Below are 15,671 nucleotides of genomic sequence, written 5' to 3' on the forward strand. Positions count from 1 at the left end.
AGGTAAGAAAGAACCCCCGTGAAATGGTATATTCATTTTTCACGGGGGTTCGTTATGTTATTTAGAAGTGCTGGCTATTACAGATTCGGTCGCTACTTGCAAAGCTTGCTCTAAATCAGCAATTAAGTCATCAACATGTTCAAGTCCAACAGAGAAACGCAGTAGGCCATCAGTAATGCCACGTTTTTCGCGTTCTTCTTTTGGCATTGCAGCATGAGACATCTGTGCCGGATAAGAAAGAATAGATTCGACCCCGCCTAAGCTAACGGCAAAAACAGGAATTTTAACACTTTCCACAAACGCTTTGGCAGTCTCTCGATTCGGCAAGCGGAACGACAGAACAGCACCAGGACTAGTGGATTGTTTGGCATGAATATCGTACCCTGGATGGTTTGCTAAACCAGGGTAAAATACTTCCTCGACTAATGTATGTCCGTCAAGGTAGGCCGCAATTTTTTGTGCAGATGCTGTGGATTGTGTTAAGCGAGCACCTAATGTTTTGATGCCTTGAATGAGCGTATAGGAATCTTGAGCACCTAAAATTGCTCCGAAGGAATTTTGAATAAATGCTAAGCGATTGCCTAGCTCTTTGTCTTTTGTTACCGCTAGGCCCGCAATGATATCACTATGGCCAGACAAAAACTTCGTTGCACTATGCAACACAATATCGACACCCAAATCAAGTGGCCGCTGATACAGTGGCGACATGAAAGTGTTATCAAGGAACGTTAAGCAATCATGTGCTTTGGCAAGCGCTACAACGCCTTCGATATCCGTAATGCCTAGACGCGGGTTGGAAGGTGTCTCGATATAAATCAACTTTGTATTTGGCTTAATAGCTTGTGCCACTGCATCCAAATCTGTGAAATCCACAAACGTATGATCAATGTTGAACTGCGTTAATACTTGCGTGACGAAGCGGAAAGTTCCGCCGTAGACATCTTCCGTAATGACAATATGGTCATCAGATGATAGCAGCATGAATGCGGAAGAGATAGCGGCAATACCAGAAGCGAAGGCTAACCCTCTTGCGCCGCCTTCCAATGCCGCAATCGTTTTTTCCAAGGCATCTCGTGTTGGATTGCCTGAACGACTATAGTCATAGGGACCGAATGTATCAAAGCTGTCCTGATGAAAGGTAGAAGATAAGTAAATCGGTATGTTAACAGCACCTGTTTTTTGTTCATAATCGCCACGTATGGAGGCGTGTATGATCGTTGTTTCCAATTGTTCTACACGTTTATTCATAGCTGAGGCACCTCGCTTTTCAATGTCGCAAATACTTGTTTCAAATCAGCAATCAAGTCGTCCACTTCTTCTACGCCAACAGAAAAGCGTAATAGTCGATCACAAACCCCGCGACGAATACGTTCTTCGAGTGGCATATCTGCATGCGTTTGCGTTGCAGGGTACGTGATGAAACTTTCTACTCCGCCAAGACTTTCAGCAAATGTAATGAGCTGTAAGTTTTGTAGGAATGTATCGACCCATTCACTCTCTTGTAGACGGAAGGACAGCATGCCACCTTTACCTGGATAAAGCACGTCTTTAACAAGCGGTTCCGTTTTCAAATAATCTACAATCACTTTCGCATTGGCATCGTGTTGTTTCATACGTAAATGGAGTGTTTTTAATCCTCTAATGACTAACCAGGAGTCAAATGGTGAAAGGACTGCGCCCGCCGCATTATGGTTGGCCGCTAGTTTTTCACATAATTCTTCACCTTTGGCGATAACGAGACCCGCGAGCAAATCATTATGTCCACCAATATATTTCGTTGCGCTATGTAAAACGATATCAGCGCCGAGTTCAATTGGTCGTTGGAAATACGGTGTCAAAAATGTGTTGTCAACAATGAGGAGCAAATTATGCTTGCGAGCGACTTCCACGTATTGGACAATATCAATTTCCTGCATTAAGGGATTTGTCGGTGTTTCGATGAAAAGTGCTTTCGTTTTGTCTGTAATCAATTTCTCTGTTTCTTGTACATCGTTGAAATCTGTATAGGAAGTTGTGATGGAATAAGTATCCGCATAGTAGTCAAACAGGCGATATGTCCCACCGTACATGTCTTCAGAAGCGATGATTTCATCACCTGAACGGAATAGGGATAAAATCAGTTGAACCCCGGCCATACCCGAACTACAGGCGAATCCAGCGTCTCCGCCCTCCAAGTTGGCAATACCTTCTTCCAACAGAGCGCGCGTTGGGTTTTTTGTTCGTGTGTAGTCATAGCCCGTCGATTGACCAAGCCCTTTATGTTTATAAGCCGTTGATAAATAAATCGGTGGATTGACTGCGCCGGTCTGTGGATCACTTTCATTGCCCAATTGTACGAAACGAGTTGCTAAGTTATACTTTGTCATTTTATACCATCCTTTTCAGTTGAAATAAAAAGAGAACCCTCTTTTATGGAAGAGGGTCCTCAAAAATATTGAAGTCAATCTTCCTATCTTCTGAACGATTATCGTCCATTGGAGTTAGCACCATACCTCGATTGGGCTGGTTGCTGAGACATCATAGGGCCAATCCCTCCGTCTCTCTGGATAAGAATACGTTATGAAATTATTAGAAAAGATTAATTTATCCAACTCTATCATGTTGTGAAAAAAAAGACAAGGGCAGGTTTTCAGTTTCTTACTCTTAACAGCTGCATCTGCTGGTTAAATAAGCTAGGGTAGGAGAGAAATCCGAGTAAGACACTTGTTACAGCGGCGGTCGTCAAAAGTAGGAAGATGATAAGCAACTGAAATTGGACCGCTTGCATGGGATCTGCCCCCGCGATGATTTGGCCGCTCATCATACCAGGAAGCTGGACTAAGCCGATGGTCTTTTGACTCTCAATTGTTGGAATCATACTCGACTTAATGGCTGTGATAAGTTGGCGGTGGATGGCTTGTTTTGGCGTTCCACCGAGTGACAGAATGAGTTCGGTTTCCTCGCGGTGTGTGTCCACTTCCGCTATAAAACGGTTAAGAAATAGAATGGACAATACCATAGAATTTCCGACGACCATTCCACTAATGGAAATAATGTATTGCGCAGTTGGTGGGACGATGTGAAATCCGAGTAAAATACTTTGCGTGAGTACTTCAACGAAAACCAATGTCACCGCAATTTTCCATGTGATACCCTCAATGGCTTTCCCTTTTTTGCGCGCATTTTGCGTGGCAGCACCAATCATTAAAGTAACCATTAGCACGATATAAAGCATATTGTCCGCGTCAAAGACAAATTTAAGAATATAGCCGACAGCGAGCAATTGGATGATGGAGCGGATTGTCGCAACGATGGTATCTTTTTCTAAACCTAAGCGCAGATTTTTGGATAAAAGTAGCGGGATGACAACGAAGATTAAGGTGATAGATAATGTCAGATACGTCATTGGACATCCCCCCTTACAAAGCGTTTGACAAAGTCATTTGTTGGAGCTCTTAGTAAGTCGCTGTCACCAGTTTCAATGACCTGACCATCTTTCAATACCCATGTGTAATCTCCAATGGACAACGCTTGGTCTAAGTTATGAGTAATCCAGATGATGGTTACACCGAACTTACGGTTAATTTTAACGATTAATTCCTCGATTTCTCGCAAGGATGTCCGGTCCAAAGCGGATGTGATTTCATCTAATAATAAGATGTCTGATCGGTTGAGAAGGGTGCGAGCAATCGATACTTTTTGGCGTTGGCCCCCTGATAAGTCATCCGTTTTGCGCTGTAAAAACTGCTGATCGAGCCCGACGTTTTCAAGAAGAGCGATGGCCTCTTGTTCAGCTAATCGCTTGCCTTGTAGCTCTAAAGGGAGTGCTAAGTTTTGGAAGACCGTTCCTTTAATCATTGGAGCGCTTTGGAGTACGATGCCGACGTGGCGGCGCAATTCGACGGGCTCATAAGTAGAAATGGGTTGATCATCAATCAAAATACTTCCTGAGGTCGGGGATATTAAGCCGTTGCATAATTTGAGCAATGTCGTTTTCCCAGCACCAGATGGGCCAACGAGCGTAGTAATTTTCCCTTTTGGAAAAGAGCCTGTAATCTTTTTTAAGATGGGTAGGTCGCCAACTGAATAGTCGACCTCGTGAAAATGTATGGCGGGTTTATATAACTCTGACATGTGATTCTCCTCTAGTTTTCTTATTTAGAATAATTCTAATCTAGAGGATTGGGTTATGCAATGAAAAGAACTTGGATTAGCATAAGAAAAAGACAAGGGGACGTTAAAAGTCCACCTTGTCTTTTTGAATCGGTTCTTTATCTGTGACATCGAGTATATCTAGTAAGAAAACAAATACCGGAATCCCGATAATGAGTCCCCATACCCCAAAGAAGCTTTGTGAGAAAATCAGCACGATAAACGTGTAGAAAACAGGTAAATCCGTTTTGGAAGACATGAGCTTTGGATTTAAAATATACGCTTCAATTGCATGGATAACCATAATGGCTACTATCAAGTAGACGACTTTTAATATCCCTCCAATTGTAAAGGCAATCAGTGTCAGAGGAATGAGTGAAATAATCACACCAGCAACAGGGATGAGCCCTAGGAAGAAAATCATAAACGACAGGCCGATGACTTGTGGGAATCCGAGCACCATTAAAACAATGACGGATAAAAACGTATTGACGAGCGCGATAATGAATTGTGCTTCGATTACTTTTCCGAATGTCCGTGAAAATTTTTTCCCGAAGAATTCAATTTCATAATAGAAAGGCGCAATCTTACTATACTTAAATTTGCCCGTAAATTCGATGAGGCGCGGTTTTTCAAGCAGGAAAAACAAGCTTAATAGCAAAGCAATCAGAACTTGAACGCTTGTTTTACTAATGTCCGTAAAGGATTTTAATAGAAACGTAAAGCCATTTTCTAAATAAGCCGTTATTTGATCGCCGGAGATAATGGACTCAACAAAGCGAATAATCGGGTCATCATGTGATTGTGTTGAGAAGTTTGTAATTTGTTTGATGAGTTGGCTAATTTCGAGTGTAATAAGAGGCAAATATTTCACCAATCCAACGGTTAGTGCACCTACGATGGTTGTGTACAGCACTATAACGAGTACTTTTCGGTTTAACGGGATATGTTTAACCGAAAATTCCACAAGTCGATTCATTAAAAATGAAAAGATAAATGTCAGCAAGATGAGGTTCATCATACTTCTGACGCTGAAAAGAATAAAGATGATTAACGCAAAAATGATGATCCGCTTGACTTCTTTTTTTCGGAAAAAATCCGTAAGTGCATCCATATGAAACACTGCCCCTTATGTCTAGTTTTTATCTTCATTCAGCAGAAAACTCCCACCTCCATAGGTGACGAGATACATGCAGTTTTGTTTTTCTGTTCAGTGGGAGTTCAAACGCCGGCTGAACAACAATGGAACGCAGGCTAAGGTCGCCACGACCGAAGAGCAGTGCCTTAATTTCTACAAAAAAGCGCAGAAATACGGCAAATCGAACCCTTCGTAGTTCGATTGGCAACGCCTGCATGACCTGCGTCGTGCAGGCTCAAGTCTCCGGCGGATGTCACAGATTTTTTAGAGGAGTTTTTCGAGCTTGCTCGAAAAAAATCTGGACGCAATTACGCCGAGGCGTAATTGAAGTAAATAATCCGTGTGAATTCCCTTTCTTTTAGTATCCACTTGTCAGATACAGATTACAAGTAGAAACTCTAACAATTGTTCGTAGCATTTGAAATGAATGAATAATTTCAATCTATTTTTAGTTTGGGAGTAAAAGTCCAATTATATACCAGGTAATGTGACATAAGTGAGAACATGTGGTGAACGCTCTGAAAGTATTGTGTAGTGTGTCAAAAGGATTGGTTTGATAGAACCTGAACTAAAGAATCCCATTAACAACGCTCGGCGCTTGCGGATGCCTCCCGTCTAACTAGTTACTCTGTTACATTTTCTGTATAATTTCTGCAAAGGACATAGAAATTATACAAACCGAACTCTTCGTTGTTCGGTTGGCTAACGCTTGTAAGGCGCCTTCGCTAGAGATTAGATGAAAATCATAAGTTCAACCTATATAACTCAATTTCATAATCAAACGTAAAGCCTTTGTCTATCCGACAGGGCTTTTTAGTATTTGTTAATGCGCATTTACATTCTTTAACAAACCCTTAACACCACTTCGCTCGGTAACAAGCTAAGATGGATTTGTGAAGGGGTGAAAACATGAACAGACGTAAACGGACAGAAATTCTTATCAATGGCTCGCGGAATTTGGCAAGAGAACTGGTACAGGAAATTGAGCGGAATTATGCAATCCATGTTGTAGCTGAACCACATCACGCATTAACGATGATTAAGGTAAGAGAAACTGCGAAAAAGTCTATTTTTCACCTTGGCGAAGTGCTTGTCACTGAAACGAAAGTCAGCATCAATCAGGCGTTTGGTGTTGGGGTAGTTGTGGGGGATGAAGAAGAATTGTCTTATTTGCTAGCAGTTATCGATGCGGCGTATGAAGCGAACTTAACAGAAACGAAAAGTTGGACGTTGCTTTTGGAGGCGGAAGAAAAACGAATCCGTACAAGTAGAGCGATACAAGAAGCGTCCATTTTAAAAACAAAAGTTAATTTTGAAATGATGGATGCATAATCCAAATCCATATGTAGGAGTGAAATGATGATCATTGATGTCGTGCACGATACACAAGCGATTTTTCGTACCATTCTCCATTGTATGTCGAGACCTGGGACAATCGAAAGTATTGCCGATATTGGCAACCAAGCAGAATCCCAGGGGCTCTGTTATGACTCGACGTTACTAAGTGCGATGACCTTATTGGATGCGGAAGTAAGCTTTCATATTATTGGTGAAAATGTGCCTTTGATTGAAGCATTTCTCTCAGCATATACATTGGCAACTGTAGCAGAACTACAAGAAGCGGATTATGTATTCATTACAAATGGTACGAATAAAGAAGTCATACACAATGTTTTTAGCCAAGTTAAAAAAGGGACATTAACGAACCCTCAACAATCAGCAACAATCATTATGGAAACGGAAAAGTTGTCAAATGACCCGCAGCTTACGTTACGAGGACCGGGAATTGCGACAACAGCAAACGTACAAATTGCAGCGAGTGAATTCTGGACTGCCAAAAGAGAAGAGGCTAATCAGGAATATCCGCTTGGTGTGGACATGATTATCGTTGACCCTCAAAGCAACATGATGTGTTTGCCAAGAACGACAACAATCCATGATTGTGAGGTGTCCTGAATGGCTTATGTAGCAGTGAAAGGCGGAACAGAAGCGATTGAAGAATCCATTAAACGGCTGACGTTTGAACGAATTCATGCCCAAGAACTGTTGGAAATCAAGACCATCATGGCAACGATGCGCGGCATGGTTGATCAGGTCATGTCTGAGAGTAGTCTGTACTCGGAATTTCTAGCGGCCCTCGCGATTAAACAGTCTGAAGGGAATATGGAGGAGGCCGTTTTCCTTTTACGCGCACATCGCTCGACGTTGCCGAGACTCTATTATACAAGAGTTGTTGAGACGGATACGATGGCGGTAGAACGCAGGATATCAGCGAGTTTTAAAGATATTCCAGGCGGTCAAATTTTAGGTGCAACCTATGATTATACGCATCGTTTACTCGACTTTGATTTGATAGATGAATCGAAAGCGGAGATGAAAGATTGGCTCGACCAATTTATAGGGGAGGAAGTTGCAGCTGCGAAAGAGTCGAACTTATCGTTATTGCCTAAGGTTGTCGATTACCTTCGAAAGGAGCAATTGCTTTCCGAAGTACCCGACGATCAGACGGAACCGATTGATGTTACGAAGCAGAGTATTCAATTTCCGACGACGCGTGCTGAAAGACTACAAGTGTTGACGAGAGGGCAAACAGGCGCTGTTACATCACTTGGTTATGCGGCCATTCGGGGATATGGTGCAATCCATCCCACAGTTGGAGAATTGCGTGTTGGCAAGTTGCCCTTAACGATTGGCAACCTATCAGATGACCTAGAAAATGATTATTACATCGGTGATATAAAAGTGACGGAAGTAGAATCGTTTGTTCCGATTTCCATTCCAAAAGAAAATAATACAGAAGAAATCGAATTCGAGATTGGCTATGGGATTTGTTACGGACAGAACGAAACAAAGGCCATAGCGATGAGCATTTTAGATCAAAGCTTGGAGCTAGGAAGTGGGGTTCATCCAACACAGGATGAGGAATTTGTTTTGCTTCATATCGATTCGGTGGAGTCGAGCGGATTTATCTCCCATTTGAAACTGCCGCATTACGTTACGTTTCAATCGAAACTGGATAGCATACGAAAAATTAAAAAGGAGTCTGAAAAATAATGCAGCTAAAAACCCATTTCGCTTTATTTGATGAAGGTTCCAAAAAAGAGATACGTAGAGCTATTTTAAAAGCTGTCGCTATCCCGGGCTACCAAGTACCCTTTGCATCAAGAGAAATGCCGATTGCACGCGGCTGGGGAACAGGTGGACTGCAGCTTACATTATCGATCATTGGCAAGCAAGACGTGCTGAAAGTCATCGATCAGGGCGCCGATGAATCGGTCAATGCTGTGAATATCCAGAAACTTGTCAACAAAACGACAGGCGTTGCGACAACGATTGAAACGGGCGAAGCGACAATTATCCAATCACGGCACCGCATTCCAGAGGTGCCATTAACGGAAAAACAAATTATGGTGCTGCAAGTGCCGATTCCAGAGCCGTTGCGCTGGGTAGAACCGAGTGAATATAAGACGAAAAAACTACATGCTGAAAACGACTATAGCGGGGCGTGGCTTATGTTGTTTGAGCAAATTATGAAGTATGGAAAAACGGCTACGAATGCAGATCATCCTGTGCTCGTCCATGACCGTTATGTCATGGCGCCGAGCCCGATTCCACGTTTTGATAATACAAAAATGCACCAATCAGAAGCGTTGATATTACTCGGCGCTGGACGGGAAAAGAAAGTTTATGCAGTGCCACCTTATACAAACGTCACGTCTCTAGCATTTGACGATCATCCATTTGAAGTCGAGTCATTCGACGGGAAGCATTGTCATTTATGTCAGGCAACGAATGTTTTTATGGACGAGTTGGTGAACCAGGATACGGGGGAAACCTATTACCAATGCAATGACACAAGCTATTGTCTTGCAGAGTTGAACGAACATGAACACGTTTTGGAGGTGGCAGTCGAACATGCAAGATAAACCTATATTACAAGTGAACAATCTAACAAAGCAGTACGGTTCAGGCTGTTCACTTTGTACAAACGCCAATTATGAAGGCATCGAGAAAAACTATTGCCCACATTGCCGAACGGTCTATGCTTGCCGTAATATCTCGTTTGATTTATATAAAGGTGAAATTCTTGGCATTGTTGGTGAGAGTGGCAGTGGAAAATCGACGATGATGAAGTGTTTGTATTTTGATGAGACTGTGACGAGTGGAGAGGGATATATGAGTCCATATCAAGATGGGCAAACAAATATCTTTGAACAATCTTCTCAGCAACAGCGTTTTATCCGCAATACGATTCTCGGGATGGTGTACCAAAACCCGATACTTGGGCTGAAAATGGATTTTTCATCTGTCGGCAATATTGCTGAAAAGCTGATTGCAGCGGGTGATCGTAGTGTTAACCGAATGGAAGCGAGAAGCAAAGAACTGCTGGAACATGTTCATATTCCACTTGCACGTATGAAAGATGAACCGAAAAAGTTTTCGGGTGGCATGCAGCAACGTGTGCAAATCGCGAAAGCACTGTCTAATAATCCACCGATTCTCTTATTGGATGAAGTGACGACCGGTCTCGACTTGTCGGTACAGGCAAGTGTGCTCGATTTAATCAAAAAGATTCAGCGAGAGCTTGGCATTAGCATGATTGTGGTATCGCATGATCTTGCTGTCATTCGAATGCTGGCGGATAGGACGATTGTTATGCTCAATGGAACGATTATTGAGCAAGGATTAACCGACCAAATTTTAGAAGACCCACAGCATGCTTATACGCAACAACTTGTATACTCATTAATCTAATTGGAGTGATCGTGTGTACGTCCTGACAAATGGCCAACTTATTATGGAAGATCAAATATTACAGCGTCATGCGGTTGTCATTAAAAATGATCGCATTCAAGCAATAATCCCTGAGGGAGACCTAGCGAATTTCAGTGATTACACAATTATTAATGCGCAAGGTGGCTATATCTCACCGGGATTTGTAGATATCCATTCCGATTATATTGAAGGCATTATCTCCCCACGCCCTACGAGTTTAATGGATTTCAATATGGGGATTCGGGAAGCGGAGAGAATCTTAATCAGTCATGGCATTACGACGATGTTCCATTCGCTGTCTATCTATAAGGACGACGGATTTTCGCACAAACCAATTCGTAATCCACAAAATGTGAACAGGCTTATTGATGCCATTAACGACACACATACAAGTGAGCATTTAATCCGCAATCGCATGCACGCGCGGTTCGAGATAGACAATATAGAAGCGGTCGATCAATTCATCCGAAATATTCAAGAAGAGAAAGTCCATTTGATTTCCTTCATGGATCATACGCCGGGGCAGGGGCAATATCGCAACTTGGAAATCTATCGCGAAACATTAAAAGGCTTCCGCTCTATGTCAAATGCAGAAGCGAACGTAATGATTGCTGAGAGCATTAACAAAGAAAAAATTACTTTGGATCAAATTAAGGACATTGCGCAAATCGCGTTAGCAAACAATATTGCCATCGCATCGCATGACGACGATGAAATAGAGAAGTTGTCATTAGTGAAAAGTTACGGAACGACCATTAGCGAGTTTCCGACGACGATAGAAGTGGCACGCGAAGCGAAAGCGTTAGGCTTATGGACAATCGCAGGGGCACCGAACGTCTTATTAGGCGGATCACACTCGGGCAATTTATCAGCCGCAGAGGCGATACAGGAAGAAACGATAGATATTTTATGTAGCGATTATTATCCAGCGTCATTACTACATTCCATTTTTAAATTAAGTGATGACTATGGGCAAGACCTGCATGAAATGTTTCAACTCGTTACATTGAACCCTGCAAAGGCGGTTCGAATTGATGATCAGATCGGCTCCATTCGAGAAGGAAAGAAAGCGGATATTATCATTATCGAGAAAATGGATGATGGCTTTCCGATGGTAACAACTTCAATTGTGGATGGGAAATTGATTACAAGAACGATGTATCGATGAAAAAGAACGACGTGTTATTATCCCAAAAACCAATGCTTCATGAGCATGTCCAGTTGGAAAATACTCAACTCGGTGCTTTTACTGAAATTGGCATGTACAACTTTATCGAAAATACGGTAATGGACGATTATTCGTATTCAGGTCAGTTTTGCTTTATCCAAAATGCACGAATCGGAAAGTTCTCCAACATTGCAGCGATGGTACGAATTGGCCCAACTGATCATCCGTATGAAAGGCCATCCCTTCATCATTTTACGTATCGTCAGAAAATGTATGGTTTTAGTGACCGAGATGATGAAGCATTTTTTAAGCAACGGGCAAGTCAAATTACGACGATTGGCCATGATACGTGGATTGGTCATGGAGCTATTATTCAGCCTGGTGTGACCGTTGGGGATGGTGCAGTTGTTGGTAGCGGCGCAATCGTTACGAAAGATGTGCCTCCGTATGCAATTGTTGTCGGTGTACCGGCGAAAATTATTAAATATCGCTTCCCTCAAGAAACGATTGAGTCGCTGCAGCGAATTCAATGGTGGGATTGGTCATTTGACACAATAAAAGAGCGGATGGATGATTTCAATTGTGATATTTGGAAGTTCACAGACAAACATGACAGAAGGGAAGAATCCGATGACACAACTGCTTGAAGTAAAGGGATTAAGTAAATCCTTTACGATTCATCATTTAAATAAAAATATGCAAGCAATTGAGGATATCCATTTTTCGCTCCGAGAAGGTGAGTTTATAGGCATCGTCGGAAAGAGTGGCAGTGGAAAGTCGACGATTTTAAAAAGTATTTATCGAACGTACTTACCTGAAAAAGGTGCGATTCTGTACAGCTCTGAAAAGTTTGGAAAGATCGATTTAGCACAGCTATCTGAACGGGACGTACTCTATTTACGTAAACATGAAATTGGCTATGTGTCGCAGTTTCTGAATGTCATGCCGCGAACAACTGCGCGCGAACTGGTGGAACAGTCGGTGATTGAGATGGGGAAGTCACCCGAGGAAGCAAGAGAAGCTGCAATTGCTGCATTGGCGCATTTTGAACTGGATGCAGAGTTATGGGATAGCTATCCAAATACGTTTTCAGGTGGGCAGAAGCTGCGCTTGAATATTGCATGTGCCATTGTGAAAAAGCCGCGATTATTGCTACTAGATGAACCAACAGCGAGCTTGGATGATGCATCGAAGTTGAAAGTTCGTGAAATGCTTGAACGTTTGAAAGCGGATGGAACGACGCTCATTGGGATTTTTCACGACTTGGAGTTTATGGATGGATTATGCGATAACGTGTACAACTTGCAAAAAGAAGCGGTTGTTTCGGGGGGATTTGTATGAAGGTGGATCTACATGTACATTCTCATTATTCGGATGGGTCTTGCTCGGTTGAAGAGGTAATGGAAATGGCATCTAAAAACGGTGTTACCCATTTGAGCCTAGTGGATCACGATACAATCGATGGCATTCAAGCCGCTCAAATCGAAGGGGAAAAGCATGACATAACGGTCATTCCAGGCATTGAAATTTCTGCCTATGACTTTATTAGAAATCGCAAAGTGCATATTCTCGGTTACCAGTTTGATAAAGAGGCAACGCATATCCGGGAGCTATGCGACCCGCTATTAAAAAGAAGGCATGAAAATTCGCTGTGGCAAATCGAGCAACTGCAAAAGCACGATTACACGATTCAGTTTGAAGAGGTTGCGAAAAAAGCGGGGATGTCTGGCATTATTTATAAACAACATATTATGCATTGCTTACTAGATCATCATTTTACAACTCCACTTTATCAAGAATTGTATCAAACACTTTTTAAAGGCGATGGCATTTGTGCGCGGGATATCGAATACGTGGATGCAGTGGCGGCAGTCAGAGCGATTAAGGCAGACAATGGCTATGCGGTGCTGGCCCATCCTGGTCAGCTAAATTCGTTCGATTTCATTCCAGAGCTCGTGGAAAATGGTCTCGATGGCATCGAGTGTAACCATTTCGATCACTCGAAGGAGGATTGTGACAGAGTCGAACAGTACGCGAAAACCTATGGACTTTTTATGACAGGTGGTAGCGATTTTCATGGCGATTACGGTAAACCCATTGCGATTGGGGATGTAGTAAGTCCAGTTCCCAATTTGGAAACGGTCCTTTAATTTTGCTTAATTAAAATATATAGGTTGAACTTATGATTTTCATTTACACTCCAGCGAAGGGTTCGGTTTGTATAATTTCTGTGCCCTTTGCAGAAATTATACAGAAAATGCAAAGGAGCAACTAGCTGTGGCGGGAGGCATCCGCAAGCGTCGAGCTTTGTAAGTGAGATTCTTTAGTTTAATTTATATAGTCAAATCATCTATCAACCAAACTATCTATTTAAAAGGAGCCAATTATGAAAAAAACGTTATTAACCTTACTAACAATTTTTCTTGTGACAATCCTAGCAGCTTGTTCTTCAGGTAATGCGAATTCTGATGATACGCTAACGATGGTTTGGTATCCAAATGAATCCGGCAACGATTTAAAAGCCGCACGTGATGAAATTGGGCAGGTCATTGAAGAAGTGACGGGAAAAAAGGTCGAGCATAAATTGACAACCGATTATGCCATTGCGATTGAAACAATTGCGAACGGTAATGCGCAGTTGGCATTTATGGGGGCGCAAGGATATATCGAAGCGAAAAATAAAAATAGCAAAATCGAACCGCTCATCGTACCAAGTGGTGCATCCGGCACGGTTGATGATGCAGTTTACTATAGCTGGTTAGCTGTCAAAAAAGCAAACGCAGAAAACTATAAAACAAATGGTGAATTTTCGATTGATCAGATTGTAGACTCGAAATTCTCATTCGTATCAAACAGCTCGACGTCAGGATTTAAAGTACCATCTACTGATATTGTTTCGTATTTTTCAAAAGAGGATAAATGGAAGGACCTAACATCGGAAGATTTAATGGAGGGCGGTACGTTCTTTAAAGAGGTGTTGTACGGGGATTCCCATCAAGGATCTGCAGTGAATTTGTTGAGTGATCGTGCGGATGTAGCTGCGTTTTGTGATACATGTGTTGGAAACTATGTTGAAGTGGCTGAAGGGGAGGCCAATACAAAAGGCAGTGTTTACAGAGTGAAAGCAGATGCTACGGAACCTTTTAACACGGTTCTTGGTGAAGAGTTTACATTGATCAATGTGACGCCAGTATTAAATGCACCGTTTGCTGCGAATATGGACAACTTGAGCGAAGAAGATTTTAAGAAAATCCAAACGATTCTAACGTCAGATGACATTTCGAATAACGAAAATATTTTTGTACCGAAAGACTCGGAAATGGCCGGGTTATTTACAAAGACAGCAGATGAAAAATTCATCGTAGTAGACGATGCGTGGTTTGATCCGATTCGTGAATTGACTAAGTGAGTAATGTAATTGTAGAAAAGCATGTATGCAATTCTATGTTGTCTAGGCTTCAGCGCCTAGGGGCTCGAGTCGCTTGGGGCTACAGGATGTAGGTCATGCAGTCGTTGCCACAGGACGTGGCGCCTTTAGACTGCCTTCCTCAATTGCAAGTAAAGGCAAAGTACGCCTTTACTTTCAAGCCTTCCAGCGCTTGTCGCCCCTACTCAGGCGCTTGCGCTTTTCTATGATACATGCTTTTTTTCAAAGACAAGCGCCAAATACCGATACAGGAGGTTGTTCAAATGGTTTTGTTACAAGTCCATAATCTCTCCAAACGCTATGAAAAAGGTAAGCAGGTTTTATCGGAAATCAATATGGAAGTGAACGAAGGCGAATTTGTTTCGATTATCGGTCCATCAGGCGCTGGAAAGTCTACGTTCCTTCGTTGTATTAACCGGATGATTGATACGTCAGATGGGGAAATTCGTTTTGATGATGTCGATGTGATGTCCTTGTCTAAAAAAGAGTTACGTAAACATCGAACGAAGATCGGAATGATTTTTCAACATTATAATTTGGTCTCTCGTTTAACAGTTATCGAAAATGTCTTGCATGGCCGATTTGGCTATAAATCGACACTGCAAGGTGTTTTAGGCCGCTTTACGGAAGAAGAAAAGATGCAGGCGTTTGATTTACTGAAGAAACTTGGCATGGAAGAACATGCGTATAAAAGATGCGACCAATTGAGTGGTGGACAGAAACAGCGTGTAGGGATTGCACGAGCGCTGATTCAGTCGCCGAAGCTACTCTTATGTGACGAACCTATCGCTTCATTAGATCCCAATGCTTCCAAGGTGATTATGGATCATTTGCAAACGATTTCTAAAGAGCTGAATATCACTTGTATTGTCAATTTGCATCAGGTGGATGTGGCGAAAAGGTATTCGGATCGGATTATCGGCTTGAATAGCGGTCAAGTCGTGTATGACGGGACGTCCGAAGGATTGACAACGGCTGCCATTCATACAATCTACGGATCTGAAGCAGGAGAGCTCATAATGGAGTAGGGG

At 42.3% G+C, this 15,671-nt stretch carries 16 protein-coding genes and 1 riboswitch; of the genes, 11 read left to right on the forward strand and 5 right to left on the reverse strand.

The genetic code is table 11. The features are described from left to right. Positions 1-57: 57 nt before the first annotated feature. The 5 genes from metC to MKY34_RS06145 form a co-directional block, all read right to left on the reverse strand. Entirely contained in the window at positions 58-1,248 is a 1,191-nt protein-coding gene (gene metC / locus MKY34_RS06125; RefSeq protein ID WP_342514322.1) for a cystathionine beta-lyase, read from the reverse strand. Beyond that, positions 1,245-2,366, reverse strand: coding sequence for a methionine biosynthesis PLP-dependent protein (locus MKY34_RS06130; protein ID WP_342514323.1), 1,122 nt, complete (start codon positions 2,364-2,366; stop codon positions 1,245-1,247). Before MKY34_RS06130 ends, metC begins: the two co-directional genes overlap by 4 nt. A gap of 80 nt (positions 2,367-2,446) precedes the next feature. After that, a riboswitch (SAM riboswitch) is annotated at positions 2,447-2,553 on the reverse strand. 76 nt (positions 2,554-2,629) lie between these two features. After that, positions 2,630-3,385, reverse strand: coding sequence for an iron export ABC transporter permease subunit FetB (gene fetB, locus MKY34_RS06135; RefSeq protein ID WP_342514324.1), 756 nt, complete (start codon positions 3,383-3,385; stop codon positions 2,630-2,632). Then, entirely contained in the window at positions 3,382-4,113 is a 732-nt protein-coding gene (locus MKY34_RS06140) for a phosphate ABC transporter ATP-binding protein (RefSeq protein ID WP_342514325.1), read from the reverse strand. Before MKY34_RS06140 ends, fetB begins: the two co-directional genes overlap by 4 nt. A gap of 103 nt (positions 4,114-4,216) precedes the next feature. Beyond that, a complete protein-coding gene (locus MKY34_RS06145) occupies positions 4,217-5,245 on the reverse strand; it encodes an AI-2E family transporter (protein ID WP_342514326.1) in 1,029 nt (342 codons plus the stop codon). Positions 5,246-6,178: 933 nt separating this feature from the next. On the opposite strand from MKY34_RS06145, the gene phnG reads away from it, so the two are divergent. From phnG to phnC, 11 genes are all read left to right on the forward strand, one after another. Beyond that, entirely contained in the window at positions 6,179-6,601 is a 423-nt protein-coding gene (gene phnG, locus MKY34_RS06150; protein ID WP_342514327.1) for a phosphonate C-P lyase system protein PhnG, read from the forward strand. 27 nt (positions 6,602-6,628) lie between these two features. After that, the gene (phnH, locus tag MKY34_RS06155; protein WP_342514328.1) at positions 6,629-7,225 is read left to right on the forward strand and encodes a phosphonate C-P lyase system protein PhnH; all 597 of its coding nucleotides are present in this window, start codon (positions 6,629-6,631) and stop codon (positions 7,223-7,225) included. After that, the gene (locus MKY34_RS06160; RefSeq protein ID WP_342514329.1) at positions 7,226-8,323 is read left to right on the forward strand and encodes a carbon-phosphorus lyase complex subunit PhnI; all 1,098 of its coding nucleotides are present in this window, start codon (positions 7,226-7,228) and stop codon (positions 8,321-8,323) included. Continuing rightward, a complete protein-coding gene (locus MKY34_RS06165) occupies positions 8,323-9,195 on the forward strand; it encodes an alpha-D-ribose 1-methylphosphonate 5-phosphate C-P-lyase PhnJ (RefSeq protein ID WP_342514330.1) in 873 nt (290 codons plus the stop codon). The genes MKY34_RS06160 and MKY34_RS06165 overlap by 1 nt, the downstream gene beginning before the upstream one ends. Next, complete coding sequence (locus MKY34_RS06170; RefSeq protein ID WP_342514331.1) at positions 9,185-10,024, forward strand: ATP-binding cassette domain-containing protein; 840 nt, start codon at positions 9,185-9,187, stop codon at positions 10,022-10,024. The genes MKY34_RS06165 and MKY34_RS06170 overlap by 11 nt, the downstream gene beginning before the upstream one ends. A 13-nt stretch (positions 10,025-10,037) precedes the next feature. Beyond that, positions 10,038-11,213 (forward strand): phosphonate metabolism protein PhnM, encoded by a 1,176-nt coding sequence (phnM, locus tag MKY34_RS06175; RefSeq protein WP_342514332.1) that lies wholly within the window; start codon positions 10,038-10,040, stop codon positions 11,211-11,213. Beyond that, positions 11,210-11,860, forward strand: coding sequence for a DapH/DapD/GlmU-related protein (locus MKY34_RS06180; protein WP_342514333.1), 651 nt, complete (start codon positions 11,210-11,212; stop codon positions 11,858-11,860). Before phnM ends, MKY34_RS06180 begins: the two co-directional genes overlap by 4 nt. Beyond that, entirely contained in the window at positions 11,844-12,554 is a 711-nt protein-coding gene (locus tag MKY34_RS06185; protein ID WP_342514334.1) for an ATP-binding cassette domain-containing protein, read from the forward strand. Before MKY34_RS06180 ends, MKY34_RS06185 begins: the two co-directional genes overlap by 17 nt. Then, entirely contained in the window at positions 12,551-13,363 is an 813-nt protein-coding gene (locus MKY34_RS06190) for a PHP domain-containing protein (protein ID WP_342514335.1), read from the forward strand. Before MKY34_RS06185 ends, MKY34_RS06190 begins: the two co-directional genes overlap by 4 nt. Before the next feature lie 236 nt (positions 13,364-13,599). Continuing rightward, complete coding sequence (locus MKY34_RS06195) at positions 13,600-14,622, forward strand: PhnD/SsuA/transferrin family substrate-binding protein (protein WP_342514336.1); 1,023 nt, start codon at positions 13,600-13,602, stop codon at positions 14,620-14,622. A 281-nt stretch (positions 14,623-14,903) separates the two neighbouring features. After that, a complete protein-coding gene (gene phnC, locus MKY34_RS06200) occupies positions 14,904-15,668 on the forward strand; it encodes a phosphonate ABC transporter ATP-binding protein (RefSeq protein ID WP_342514337.1) in 765 nt (254 codons plus the stop codon). Positions 15,669-15,671: the final 3 nt, after the last annotated feature.

The organism is Sporosarcina sp. FSL K6-1522 (assembly GCF_038622445.1).
Taxonomy (GTDB): domain Bacteria; phylum Bacillota; class Bacilli; order Bacillales_A; family Planococcaceae; genus Sporosarcina.